Annotated in this window: 10 protein-coding genes; 4 read left to right on the plus strand and 6 right to left on the minus strand. The window is 56.7% G+C overall.

Going from position 1 to position 13322, the window contains the following annotated elements; genetic code table 11:
* Nucleotides 1–3 precede the first annotated feature (3 nt).
* Nucleotides 4–1092, minus strand: a complete 1089-nt coding sequence (locus SULPSESMR1_RS19915; protein ID WP_089422821.1) for an ABC transporter ATP-binding protein — start codon at nucleotides 1090–1092, stop codon at nucleotides 4–6.
* A gap of 9 nt (nucleotides 1093–1101) precedes the next feature.
* Nucleotides 1102–2688, minus strand: coding sequence for a glycerol-3-phosphate dehydrogenase (gene glpD, locus SULPSESMR1_RS19920; RefSeq protein ID WP_089422822.1), 1587 nt, complete (start codon nucleotides 2686–2688; stop codon nucleotides 1102–1104).
* A 217-nt stretch (nucleotides 2689–2905) separates the two neighbouring features.
* Here glpD and SULPSESMR1_RS19925 point away from each other — a divergent pair, with 217 nt between their 5' ends.
* The 4 genes from SULPSESMR1_RS19925 (at nucleotide 2906) to SULPSESMR1_RS19940 (ending at nucleotide 6411) form a co-directional block, all read left to right on the plus strand.
* Nucleotides 2906–3667: a DeoR/GlpR family DNA-binding transcription regulator gene (locus SULPSESMR1_RS19925; protein ID WP_089422823.1), complete on the plus strand. Its 762-nt coding sequence runs from the start codon at nucleotides 2906–2908 to the stop codon at nucleotides 3665–3667.
* Between the two features lie 198 nt (nucleotides 3668–3865).
* The gene (locus tag SULPSESMR1_RS19930) at nucleotides 3866–4843 is read left to right on the plus strand and encodes a response regulator (protein WP_240311195.1); all 978 of its coding nucleotides are present in this window, start codon (nucleotides 3866–3868) and stop codon (nucleotides 4841–4843) included.
* A gap of 231 nt (nucleotides 4844–5074) precedes the next feature.
* Nucleotides 5075–6058 carry a response regulator gene (locus SULPSESMR1_RS19935; protein WP_240311196.1) on the plus strand — a complete coding sequence of 328 codons (984 nt, stop codon included), beginning with the start codon at nucleotides 5075–5077 and terminating at the stop codon, nucleotides 6056–6058.
* Entirely contained in the window at nucleotides 6055–6411 is a 357-nt protein-coding gene (locus SULPSESMR1_RS19940; protein ID WP_240311197.1) for an Hpt domain-containing protein, read from the plus strand. The genes SULPSESMR1_RS19935 and SULPSESMR1_RS19940 overlap by 4 nt, the downstream gene beginning before the upstream one ends.
* Before the next feature lie 176 nt (nucleotides 6412–6587).
* On the opposite strand, the gene SULPSESMR1_RS19945 is transcribed toward SULPSESMR1_RS19940, so the two are convergent.
* The 4 genes from SULPSESMR1_RS19945 to SULPSESMR1_RS19960 all read right to left on the minus strand — a co-directional run bounded on the left by SULPSESMR1_RS19945 (nucleotide 6588) and on the right by SULPSESMR1_RS19960 (nucleotide 13037).
* Nucleotides 6588–7546 (minus strand): IS630 family transposase gene (locus tag SULPSESMR1_RS19945; protein WP_089422824.1). Its coding sequence is split into 2 segments (ribosomal slippage): nucleotides 6588–7202 and nucleotides 7205–7546, totalling 957 coding nucleotides; the frame shifts between segments, so codons are not numbered across the junction.
* Between the two features lie 100 nt (nucleotides 7547–7646).
* Nucleotides 7647–8021: a response regulator gene (locus tag SULPSESMR1_RS19950; RefSeq protein ID WP_089422982.1), complete on the minus strand. Its 375-nt coding sequence runs from the start codon at nucleotides 8019–8021 to the stop codon at nucleotides 7647–7649.
* A gap of 12 nt (nucleotides 8022–8033) precedes the next feature.
* Nucleotides 8034–9698: an ATP-binding protein gene (locus tag SULPSESMR1_RS19955; RefSeq protein WP_421086407.1), complete on the minus strand. Its 1665-nt coding sequence runs from the start codon at nucleotides 9696–9698 to the stop codon at nucleotides 8034–8036.
* 141 nt (nucleotides 9699–9839) lie between these two features.
* Complete coding sequence (locus SULPSESMR1_RS19960) at nucleotides 9840–13037, minus strand: CHASE domain-containing protein (RefSeq protein ID WP_089422825.1); 3198 nt, start codon at nucleotides 13035–13037, stop codon at nucleotides 9840–9842.
* Nucleotides 13038–13322 lie beyond the last annotated feature (285 nt).

The following is a 13322-nucleotide window of genomic DNA, read 5'->3' on the forward strand; positions in this document are numbered from 1 at the left end:
GTCTCAAGCCGCCAATGCATAGGATGCGGGCGCGACCAGATCGCCAGCTTCGGTGAAGATATAAACGTGGGCCGGGTCCAGAAAGACCGGCTGCGCAGACCTCGGTTTCAGATTGTGTACGCCATGTACCAGCCCCACCCATGTGTCGCCGTGGTGGTCAAGATGCACAAAGGTTTCCGATCCGGTCAACTCGGTCACTGTCACTTTTGCATCGAACTGCAATGCGCCCGGTTTTTGTTGTTTGATCTCAAGGTGGTTGGGCCGGAATCCCGCCAGATAGCGGCCATCGGCCAGGTCAACCAGCGGGCCGGTGGCCTTGGCGCTCTGGCCCTTGCCGAACATCAGCGTGCCGCCGGTCTTGCTGATGGTCATGAAATTCATCGGCGGATCGCTGAACACCCGCGCCGTCGTCGCATCAACCGGCTGGCGGTACACATGCGGCGTGGGTCCGAACTGGGTCACACGGCCCTGCCACAGGGTCGCACAATTGCCACCCAACAACAGCGCCTCTTCGGGTTCGGTCGTGGCATAGACAAAGACCGCGCCGGATTCCTCGAATATCTTGGGAATCTCCACGCGCAATTCCTCGCGCAGCTTGTAATCAAGGTTGGCCAGCGGTTCGTCCAGTAACACCAACCCTGCATTCTTGACCAAGGCCCGCGCCAGCGCGCAACGCTGTTGTTGCCCGCCGGACAACTCCAGCGGTTTACGCTTCAGAAACGGCCCCAGTTGCATCAGATCCGCGGCCTGTTTCACCGCCACGTCAATCTCGGCTTTGGTTTTGCCCATCAACCGCAGGGGCGAGGCGATGTTGTCGTATACGGTCATCGACGGGTAGTTAATGAACTGCTGGTAGACCATTGCCACCTTGCGATCCTGTACGCGCATCCCTGTGACATCCTGACCTTCCCAGAACACGCGCCCCTCGGTCGGCACATCCAACCCCGCCATCAGACGCATCAGCGATGTTTTCCCCGACGACGTCGGCCCCAGAAGCACGTTCATCGTACCGCGCTCCAGCGTCAGGTCGGTGGGGTGGATATGCACCTCGCCGCTTACCACCTTGGACACGTTTTTGAACTCAAGCGTCATACCGCCCCCCTATTCCGCCGCCGCAGCATTCGACTGCTGTGCGTGGTCTTCAATCCATCCCTGCAAGCGGTCGATTGCCGCTGCATCCATCCGCAAGCCCAGCTTGCTGCGCCGCCAGACCACGTCCTGCGCAGTGCGCGCGTATTCTTTCTGCATCAGCCATGTAACTTCGCGCGCGGTCAATGTGGCGCCAAAATCCTCGCCCAGATCGGCAGCCGTGGCCGCCCCTTCCAGCATCCGAGCGGCGTCGGTGCCATAGGCCCGGACCAGCCGCAGTGCCCAGCGGTCGCCGAGAAACGGAAAGCTGTTTTTCAGCGCCGCCACCAGATCATCCACACCCGACACCGGAAAATCGCCACCGGGCAACGGCACGCCAGCGGTCCACAGCTTGTCCATGCCGTCGAACTGCTGTGCAATCTGTTCCATCGCGGTTTCGGCCAGCCGCCGGTATGTGGTGATCTTGCCGCCAAAAACGCTCAGCGCAGGTGCACCGCGGCTGGTGTCGGTTTTGATCACATAGTCGCGCGTCGCAGCACTGGCACTGCTGGCCCCGTCATCATACAGCGGCCGCACCCCCGAATAGGTCCAGACGACATCGTCGTCGGAAATCGGGCGCGAAAGATAGCCGTTGATAAAGTCGATCAAGTAAGCCTGTTCTTCCGGCGTGATCTGTGGCGCAACATCCGCATCCGTATGGTCCATGTCGGTCGTCCCGATCAGGGTAAAGTCGGTTTCATAGGGAATCGCAAAGATGATCCGCCCGTCGGTGCCCTGAAAGAAATAGCATTTGTCGTGATCAAACAGACGCTTGGTCACGATGTGGCTGCCCCGTACCAGTCGCACGCCGCCCTGTGCGTTACTTTTCAGCGTACCGCGCAACACGTCGCCCACCCACGGGCCCGCAGCATTTACCACCATCCTGGCAGTCACGGTGCGCGTCTCGTCCGTGGCCGCGTCGTGCAGATTAACATGCCATACCCCGTCGATCACCTCGGCGCTGGTGACCTTGGTGCGCGGCATGATCCGTGCGCCGCGTGCTTCGGCGTCACGGGCGTTCAGCACCACCAGACGCGAATCCTCGACCCAGCAATCGGAATATTCGAACGCCTTTTCAAACCTGGGATCCAGCGCGCGCCCTTCCGGTGCTGTGCGCAGGTCCAGCTTGGACGTGCCGGGCAGAATTTTGCGTCCGCCCAGATTGTCATACATAAACAAGCCCAGCCGGATCAGCCAGGCAGGCCGCCGCCCCCGCATCCACGGCATCACCACGTTCAGCAGTTTGGACGTCGGCGTGCTCATGTCAAAACGCATGGAGGGGTGATAGGGCAGCACAAAACGCATCGGCCACGCGATATGCGGCATTGCGCGCAGCAGCACTTCGCGCTCGATCAGCGCCTCGCGCACAAGACGCAGTTCAAAGTATTCAAGATAACGCAGGCCACCGTGAAACAGTTTGGTCGAAGATGCCGACGTTGCCGACCCGATGTCGTTCATCTCGGCCAGACACACTGACAGACCACGGCCAGACGCGTCACGCGCAATGCCGCATCCATTGATGCCACCGCCGATAATCAGCAGGTCGTAATCCGGTTTCATTGTAAGCCTCCCCTGCGACGTTTCCGCCGCTTGATCAAAGGTTACAAAATTTACGCGCGTTTGTAAGATAAAAATGTTCGTTTTTGCGCGTTTTTCGCCAACAGGCTGAATTTACTCTGTATTTCGTCCATAAACGCGCGGCAATTTACAAGCGCACCCTGAAAACCGCACAATAGCGCAGGCCGCAAGTTCGATTCGCGGCGAACTTGGAGTGAATATGAGCCAGTCTTTGCGCAAACCCGAAATCATCAAGATTGCGCGTCGCGAAGGCCGCGTGACAGTGGACGGTCTGGTCGACCACTTCGGCGTGGCCCCGCAAACCATCCGCCGCGACCTGACAGAGTTGGCAGACTCGGGTAAACTGGAACGGGTGCATGGCGGCGCAGTGCTGCCGTCCACGACAACAAACATAGGATACAGTGAACGGCGCGCGCTGAATCAGGCATCCAAAGTCGACATCGCGCGGATCTGTGCACGGCACATTCCCAACGACTGTTCTGTCTTCCTGAACATCGGCACAACCACCGAAGCGGTTGCCGCAGAATTGCTGCATCACCAAGGCTTGCTGGTTGTCACCAACAACATCAACATTGCCATGATTTTGTCGCAAAACCCCAGCATCGAGGTGGTGGTAACGGGCGGCAACCTGCGCCGCTCCGACGGCGGGTTGATCGGTGATCTTGCGACCCAGACAATCCGGCAATTCCGTTTCGACCATGCGGTTATCAGTTGTTCGGCCCTGCGCGACAATGGCGACCTGATGGACTTTGACATTCAAGAGGTCGGCGTCAGCAAAACCATCATTGCACACTCGGAAGAGGTGTTTTTAGTCGCCGACGGGTCCAAATTCGAACGCAAGGCCCCCGCCCGTATCGCGTCAATGTCCGAGGTAGACGTCTTTTTCACCGACCTGCCCCTGTCCCCTGCCTGTGCTGCATTTTGCGACAGCACCGGAACAAAGGTTTTCTACGCGCAGTAGTGCAAATTTCTGCCACAATTCGTATCCGCGTAGGGCGCGTTTCGGCGACTTTCAGCCTGAATACGTCGTTTCAACTGCCTTCAACACTACTTTTCCGCGAACGCGTCTCAAATTTGCCCCCTTTCCTTGAAAATTTGAAAATAACTTAAAGCGGGTTTTTTCTGCTGCCGGCCAAAACGTATATGGGGACCGAAATAAATGATGCACATTCTTGCTGTAGACGATGACCCGGTCATTCTTGACCTTCTCAAAGGCAGCCTGACCGAAGAGAAAAACTACCAACTGACCTGCGCAGCCTCTGCCGAAGAAGCGCTGGACATCGTGCGTGAATCGCCGCGTCTGTTCGACTGTTTCCTTGTGGACATCATGCTGCCCGGTGTCGACGGGATCGAAATGTGCGAAATGATCCGCGCGTGCGCCGCTTATCGCAGTACGCCGATCCTGATGATGACCGCCAGCCGCGAGGCCGGCCTGATGCAACGCGCGTTTTTCGCCGGTGCAACCGACTATATTTCAAAACCGCTGGAAGGCGTCGAATTGGGCGCGCGGATCAACTCGGCGGGGCTGCTGAACGCCAGCCTGCTGCGCGAACGCGAAGCGCAACATACCCTTGGCGAACTGACCGCGCTGGTCAAAGTACGCTTTGATGAGCCGTTCAAACTGGACACTCCCGGCATGTCGAACCTGCTTGAGATGGAAAACCATCTGCTGCGTTTGCAGACCGGGTGCTATGCAATGAACCTGTTCAGCATCGAAGCCCAAGGCATGAAAGCGGCCCACAACACCGTGTCGGCCCCCGCATTCCGCAACGCAATCGAACAACTGGCCGAGATTACGCTGGATTCGCTGAACGGCTTTGCAGCGCATGTGGCCTATGTCGGCTCGGGCCGTTTTCTGGGATTGACCATCGGTCGCCGTCGTCTGGACCTGAACAAGCTGCGCCGCAGCATGTCCGAGGATCTTGCACGCAATTGGGACGAAGAAACCAGCCAGATCGCGACGCCCCCCAAGGTGCGCATCGATTCCGTGGGCAACCAGCGTTACTGGTCCGGCCTGTCCGCCAGTGAAAAGCTGCGCGAGACCAGCATCAAACCGGAACCTTTTAAAGAAAGCGTCGAGGAAGAAGAAATTAACCTGTTCGCGAAATTTGAACACTATGTGGATGCCCGCGACTGACTTTCCCCGGTCATGCGTTAATCCGGCTGACGGTGGTCGTAGGCATCCCGCCCGCGCCACCGTTTGTCGTTAATATCAACGGGTTTTCTGGAAATATGACACCTTGCCCAGTATCAGCGACAGTTTTTTTGAAAATATTCAATTGTTTCGGCTTTTGCCCAATTGATGACACCTTTCCCCGTAGGGTTGTTCATAAGCACTTAGCGCACTGCTGAGTGACGGAATCAAAAAATGGAGACTACAGTGCGTATTCTGGCTGTCGATGACGACCCGATCATTCTGGAACTGCTGACGCAATTCGTTGCAGCCATTGGCGTACACGAGCTGACGACGGCTGAATCCGGCCCGCAGGCACTGGATATCCTCAAGACACCCGGTATCGCCCCGTTTGACTGCTTCATGCTGGACATCCAGATGCCGCAGATGGACGGGATCGAGCTGACAAAACATATTCGTGACATGGCCCGCTATGCCGATACGCCGGTGTTGATGGTCACAGCCATGGCTGACAAACGTTATATCGACGCGGCCTTTGCCGCAGGGGCCACCGACTATGTGACCAAACCGTTCGAAGTGAACGAATTACGCGCGCGCGTCGGTATGGTCGAAAAGCTGGCTGCGACCCGCCAGATGCGGACTAAAAAAATCTTTGCCGCCAAATCCACCGCCGAGGTGCCGCAGACGCTTGAGCTGCACGAGCCGCTGTCGGTCTATGACGTAGACAACGTGATCGACTTCATCTCGATGGAAAACTATGTGGCCCAACTGTCGCGCAACGCGCTGTTCGGCTCGACCGCCTTTGCCTTTTCGGTGCGCGGGATCGAGAACTTTCACAAGACGCTGAACGCATTTGAATTCAACGGGCTGATTTCAGACGTGGCCGAAGTGCTGTCAGACACGCTGTCGGGGCACCAGTTCCTGATGTCCTACGGTGGGGACGGCACCTTTGTGTGCGTCACCGAAAGCGGCTGGCGGCCCGATCCCGAGCGGCTGATGGACGACGTGAACCTGGCCCTGTCGCGGATGGAAATGTTCAACAACGCAGGCGAGCCGCTGGAGCCGCGCGTCAGCACCGGCGACGCCGTGCGGATGACCTGGAAAACCGGCAACGCAATCATGGACACCTTGGGCGAGGCGCACGCCAGCGCCAAGGAAGCAGCACTGAAGTACGAACGAAACCGCCACGACTTTTGGCTGACGGAGCAACGCGCATGATGATGCAGGGCGGTTTGGACATGGTGTCGGGCCTCGAAAAGATCCGGAGCCGGTTTCTCGACTTGCTGGAGGCCCGCCGGCAAAGCATCGCGCATCATGCTGTGCAGGCCTATGATGGCATCACAGTCGAGGACGTGAACGACAACCTTGCCGCGGCCCGTGATATTTTGCATCAGATCGCAGGCACCGCTGGTTCGCTCGGGTTCGAAGAGCTCGGTGCTTCGGCGCGCTTTTGCGAGAATGAAATCATCGCCCATCTTACAGGCCCCGACAATGATCTGGCGCTGTGCCCTGACGGGCTGCTGGTGCAGCTCGACGATTTTGTCAGACAATGCCACGACACTGCCGACTGACCCCCCTCCCGGGAATCAGAGCCTGTCAAAAACGCGCCGCCAGTCGGCGCGTTTCTGCATTGCGACCCATGCCTTGCAACCGCTATCACCTTGCAATGGCCGCTGATCTGGCCCGACAGTAATAAGGCACCCACCGCGCGGTGGGTGCCTCAAACAGCACCTAAAGCAACCGACTTTTAACCTGAGACATATCCGGCAGCCTTAAAGTAGTTCCAGCATTCTTCTGGCGAGAATAGATCGCAGATTTCTGTGAGGGCGTGGAACATATCTGTGAATGTTCGAGCGCCGATCCTGCGCAGGTGTGCTTTGAGTTTGGAGAACGCCATTTCAATTGGGTTCAGGTCGGGGCTGTAGGGCGGCAGGAACAGGAACCAGCATCCGGCTTCGCGCATGGCTTTGGCAGCGGCGGCATTCTTGTGCGTGGCAAGATTGTCCAGGATGACAACAGTGCCTGGTTCCAGCTCTGGCACCAGCACTTGTTCGACGTAGGCGGCAAAGGCTTCGCCATCCATCGCGCCTTTGATGACCCATGGCGCGAGCAAGGCATCGGCACTGAGACCCGCGATGAAGGTCTGTGTGCCCCAACTGCCGAAAGGGGCATCCATGACGAGGCGTTCGCCGCGCTGCGACCATCCGTGCTGTCGGGTCAGGTTGGTTTTGACCGAAGTTTCGTCAATGAACACAACATGGTCTGGCTTAGCCGAAACGGCTGGCAGACGATGGATGAACCAGTCTTCACGTTGTTTCTTTACACGTGCGCGGCGGCGCTCGGTGGCGACCAGCGTCTTTTTTTGTACGTAAAGCCAAGCTTGCGCAGAAATCGGCCAATCGCATCAGGGTGCGCCTGTACGCCGGTTGCATCCGACAGAGCACCGGCCAGTTCAGGCATGGTTATGTCGCCGTCCTGCTCTATCAGTTCGACGAGAAACGACCGATGCGGATCAAGCTTACCCTTGCCGCGGGGGCGGCCCTGGGGTGCGGCTTTTGCTTGTCCAGTTCGCCGGATCGCAAACCCCCAACGCGCGCCTGTCGCAGGGGACAGCTTCAACCGCAACGCCGCCGCGCGCCCGCTAAACCCTTCTTCAATCAACTTCTGGAACCGCGCCCGTAGCGCATCTGGCAAAGGTGCTGACATGATCCATCCTCCCAAACTGGATGAATCACAGTTGAAGCCTCAAGGGAATCCCTTTCGATTCAAGTTTTGCGTCGGACGCTTTAAACTGAAATCTCGCCCCTCAGGCAAACGCCTTGAGCGTAGTCTTGATCTGTTCGCCCAGCGTCATCGGATCGAACGGCTTGCTGATAACATCCGCCGCACCCAGATTGCGCAGCTCTTCAACTTCGGCGTTTTGAGCACGCGCGGTCATAAAGATCACCGGCGTTTCGGCCAGTGCGGGAATCAGTCGCATCTGCTCAAGCGTCTGGCGACCGGTCATACCGGGCATCATCATGTCCAACAGCAGCACATCAGGTGTAAAAGTTTTCACAACAAGAAGCGCCTCTTCGCCAGAGGCGCTTTGAACAACCTCGAAATCGCCCGAGAGGCCAAGTGCCAATTGAGCGATTTCGCGAATGTCCGCGTCATCTTCTACGTGCAAAAGTTTTATCATCAAATATTCCAATCAAGAGGCTACGCGCAAAGTCGGTTCACTGCTTGCCTCTTCTTTCATAATGCTGCGTTTTGGCAAAACAAAGTAGAATGTTGTGCCACTGCCCTCACGGCTGGTAAATCCGATGGTTCCGCCAAGGCTCTGAACAATCGCCTTGCAAATGCTAAGCCCCAGCCCGGTGCCACCTTTGGTCGAGCGGGCGGAATTTGCAAGGTCGGCAAACTTCTGAAAAATCTTGTGCTGGTCCGGCACCGGAATGCCCTGTCCCTGATCGCGCACTGTAACGCGCACGTTTTCGCCCTCGTCACGCACGCGAATGGTGACTGTATCGCCCGCCTTGGAGAATTTGCAGGCGTTCGACACCAGATTGTTCAGCACCTGAATCACACGATTCGGATCGGTCCGCAGGTTTAACGGCAATTCGTCCAGACCCACCATTTCCAAGGTGATGCCAAACCGGTCGCTCAGTGATTTGTTGGCCTCGGCGGCCTCGCGCACCAAATCGCACATGTTCACATCGTCCAGAGTGAATTCCAGCTTACCCGCTGAAATCTTTTCCAGATCAAGAATATCGTTCAGGATCAGCACCAGACGGTCCGCGTTGCGATGCGCAATTTCCAGCAGCCCCACCGCCTTTTTAGGCAGATCGCCAGTGGCATTGGACAGCATCAGCCCCATCGACCCCTTGATCGAGGTCAACGGCGAGCGCAGCTCGTGGCTGACGGTCGAGATAAATTCCGACTGGCGGCGCTCTTGCTCGATCCGGTCGGAAATGTCGTTCAACACAATCAGGAACCGCGCATCGTTCTGATCGTTGCGCAGAAACTTGATGCTGATGTGAAAGGGCACGTCGAACAGCGTATCTTCAAACTGGGACGAACTTTCGTCCCGTTCTATCATGCGGCGACAGGCCGCGCGGATCGCTTTGCCGCCCGGCTGGTGCGAAAGATCCCCCAGCGAATGGGCGCTGATACCGGTGCCTTGCCATCCCAAACGACGGCGCGCGGCAGCATTGACATAGGTGAAGTGCTCAGTGTCGGCGCGCACGATCCAGATATCGTCACGCAACTCATGCAGACTTTCCGAAACATGGTGTTCTGCCAACAACTGACGACTTTGCGTAATGTCGGTCCGCACCGAGATAGAGCCGGACCAGTTTCCCTTGGTATCGAACAGCGGCATGATCGTGCAATGGGTATACATGATCGACCCGTCTTTGCAGCGCAGCGGGGTTTCACCCTGCCACATCTCGCCCCGTTGCAGGTAGGTGCGGATCTGCAACGCCAGCGCGCGGTTCGTCGCATCGTAAAGCTTCAGAACCTGTTCGCCAATCAGATCACTGCGCGAGTAACCGGTCATTTCCAGCAGCAGGTCGTTGACCTCGGTCATCTGGTGTTTGTCGTTAACAATGTTGACCATCGCGTGACGGTCTAGCGCACTCAGCCGCTGCGCCATCGACAGAGCGCGGCCCGAACTGGTCCGGTGCAGATTGTATTTGGCAATCACAACAGGGGTTAAGCCCGCCAACGCAATCGCACCCAGAGCGGCCACAGTGTTCGAAGAAGGTCCAGAAAAAACTGTCGGACTGAATGCGTACCAGCCACAGGCCAAAGCTGTGCCAATTGCAAAGCCCATCCCTGTCTTGTCAGTCAACTTCTGAATAAACAAAACACTCATCCCTGCACACTGGGATGCCGCCAAAAGACATCCCATTTCTGCTTAAACCTCCCAAGCTCGGGTGGTATGCGATCTATTACAATCCAACTTGGCAAAAATAGGGCAGTGTTGAGTTTTTCAACTCTTACCGTTGGAAAAGGGTTATGAAACCTGCGTTTCATAACCTAGAACACAGGCCGATATTCCCGCAAGATCAGTGCGCGATTTGATCAGGTTCGCCGACAGGCGGGGGTCTGCACTGCGGTTGCCATCAGCAGACAGCGACACGATTCGAACGTCCTTGTTGGCGCTCCACACCTCGTCCAAAAGCTCCGAGGCGTCGCCGTCGCGCAGGCTCCAGTCCAGAACCACAACGTCAAAGCGTTCCGTATTCAAACGCTGACGCGCTTCGGCAAGGCTTGTGGCGTGGCGCACGTCGGCGACAGTGCCCAAGCCCGATTGAATGACTTCGGCAAAATCTGGATCGTCTTCAAGATGCAGCACCTTGATCCGGTTGCCGCCCTGTCTCGGTGTGACCGGCTTGGGGGTAATGTCCGGCAGCATCTCCTGATATTCGGCCAACGGGCAAGTGAACCAGAATACGGTGACACGATTGGGCACGCTTTCAAATCCGATCTCGCCACCGTGACGGGTGACGATCTGGCGCGTGATGTTCAACCCCAGACCGGTGCCCCCCTTGGCCCGCGTATCCGAACTGTCAGCCTGCGAGAATGCCTTGAAGATTTGCGAATGAAAGTTCTCGGGAATGCCCGGCCCTTCATTCTGGATATAGACGATGGCCTTGTTGTTCAGCATCTCGGCCTTGATTCGCACGGTGCTGTGATCGGGCGAATATTTGCACGCATTCGACAACAGATTGACCAACACCTGTTTGGTCCGCCCCGGATCAGCCCAGACCCGCAGTGCCTTGTCCGGCAGGTTCACGTCCAGAACGGCATTGTGATTTTTTATGAACGGCGACAGCTCGATCAGCGTGTCGTTGATCAGGTCGCACATATTAACGGACTCAAAGTTGAACGTAACCTCGCCCGACGAGATCTTCTCGAGATCCAGAATATCATTCACAATCGAGGTCAGACGGTCGGTGTTGGTCGATGCAATGTCCACCAACCGGCGCAATGGCGCATTCAGCGTGTCACCTGCGGTGGCCGTGATCAGACCCAACGCACCCTTGATCGACGTCAGCGGCGTGCGCAACTCGTGACTGACCGTAGCCACAAATTCGTTTTTCATCTGCTCGATCTTTTTCTGATCGGTGATGTCCAGAACCTGCGCCACATAAAAATTGCGGCCCTGATTTCTATCATAGACCCAACTGACGCGGAAATAGCACCAGCGCAGCTCGCCGCTGGAATGCAACACCTGATGTTCGCCCTGATAAAGTTCGCCACGTGCGTCAACCATTGCCGCCACAGCACGATAGATCGGTCCACGCTCATCGGGTGGGATCAGGTCCGACATGCGCATCGGTGCCATCAACTCTTCTTCGGAATAGCCGCTGACCGCACAGAATGCCGCGTTGACGCCGGTGATAATGCTTTGGTCATCCATCATCACCATGCCCACGGGGGCCACGGCCAGAACCTTGCGGAACCGCTTTTCGCTGGCTTCCAGCGCATTGCGCGAATGGCGCAGCTCCGTGACGTCGGTCTGGGTGCCGATCAGGCGCATCGCCTTGCCGTTTTTGTCCCGCTCGACCACGATGGCATTGGACTTCATCCAGCGCCAGACCGGCCCCGCGTCGGTGTCGAACCGAACCCGGTATTCGGCGATAGACCGTTCGGTTTCACCGCGAATGCACGCCCTGTCGGCATCGCGCAGAATATGCAGGTCTTCGGGATGAATACGGCTGATAAACAGCGCCTGCGTGTCCACCCCGCGCGTGCCCCCTTCAAGCCCCATAATCCGGCTCCAGGTCTCGGTCACATCCGAGGTGCCATTCACCAGATCCACATCAAACACCCCGATCCGCGCGCCCTGCAAGGCAAGGTCATACAGTGTCTTGGTGTTCTTCAACTCATTTTGGATGCGGATTTCTTCAGTCAGGTCGTGAACGATGATCGTCTTGCGCAAATAATCGTCGAACGACTTCCAGACGTTGCGCTGCACATCCAGCAACAATTCGGCCCCGTCCTTGGTATGGCCGATGGCGTTATGGCGCTCTTGCGGATCAGGATCAGTCGGACACCGCACCAAAGCCGAAAAATCCTTGGCCGGCATTTCGTCGGCGCTGTACCCGAACATATCAAGTGCCGCCTTATTGGCCGACAGCACCCGATTGCTGTCATCCAGAATGAACACCGCCGACACCGCATTTTCCAGAATCGAGCTTTTCTCGTCCTCCTGCGCGTTCAGCTTGCGTGCGCGCATTTCGGCAACTTCTGCCATTGCTTCGCTGCGAAACCGCGAACTGCGCAAGGCCACGATCAGCATCACAGTCAAGATCGTCCCTGCAATCAGGATCAACAGGTGCGCGTATTTCTTGAACAGAGCATCAAAAGCCGGCGTACTTTGGTAAACTACTGTCCATGTCCGGCCAAGATAGTCGGCATGAATCACGCGACTGAACGCGCCCGCGTTGTTGCCGCCCACATCCGAATTAAAGACCAGCGTTTCGGGCACAATCTGGTTGCCGTCGTAAATCTTGACCTCGTAGCTGCTGCTTTGGCTTGGCGTCAGACCGCTGAGGATATCCGCACCTACAAAAGGGGCGTAAACCCATCTGTGATTGGCCCCGCTTAGCCCGTTGATGTCTTCCACCGGCATCACCAACACAAAACCGGGTTTTTCGACTCCATCGCGCAACAAATCAACCTGCGCCGTCAAATGCGGCCTACCCGTGTCCCGTGACACAATCAGCGCCGCCTCTCGCACCGGCTCTGACCGAACATCCAGCCCCAACGACTTGGTGTTGGCGGCCAAGGGCGCCAAACGGCTGACGATAAAATGCTCTTGCACATCAACCTTCGGGTGTACCGTAAAGTCAGGCTGACCGTTGCGCCGTTCACGGGCCTGAAATGCCTCCAAATCCGCAGTATTCACTTCTTCGACCACGCCCATGCCCACAATGCCGAGCAGATAGGTCTCGATGTGAAGGGATTTGACATAATTGTCGAATTCCTGCGCACTGACATAATTCGAGGCGTCGATGAACGCCGCAACACCCGTCATACTGTGCAAATAGCTTTGCATACGGATATCCAGTGCCTCGATCCCATCCGTGGTCAGACGCGAAAACTCCTCTCGCGCCGAATTTTGCGAGGTTTGATAGCGCAGCATTGCAAGGCTGACGGTGATCAGCGTGAACAGAACAACAAAAAAAATATCCAGTTTGCGCAAGGAAGAGCCTGACTTGGTTGCGATAACTTTACTTTAGATGCGCGACCGATTTTTGGTATTGTTTATGGGCCGTTCGCGAAATCCGCTATCTGAAGTTGATACTTGATAAGACGAATTGTGTCTAAATATTTCTCCCTTTGTGCGGCGGCACAATCCGCATTGGTGTCTCATAATCCACAACTTTCGCATGTATTGGCAGATTCCCTTTCGACCTCATCGTAGGCACCGGCGGCCCTATCCACACCCATAGCGTGAAATACTGGATCAACCTATGATTGTTCAACA

Source organism: Pseudosulfitobacter pseudonitzschiae (assembly GCF_002222635.1).
Taxonomy (GTDB): Bacteria; Pseudomonadota; Alphaproteobacteria; order Rhodobacterales; family Rhodobacteraceae; genus Pseudosulfitobacter; species Pseudosulfitobacter pseudonitzschiae_A.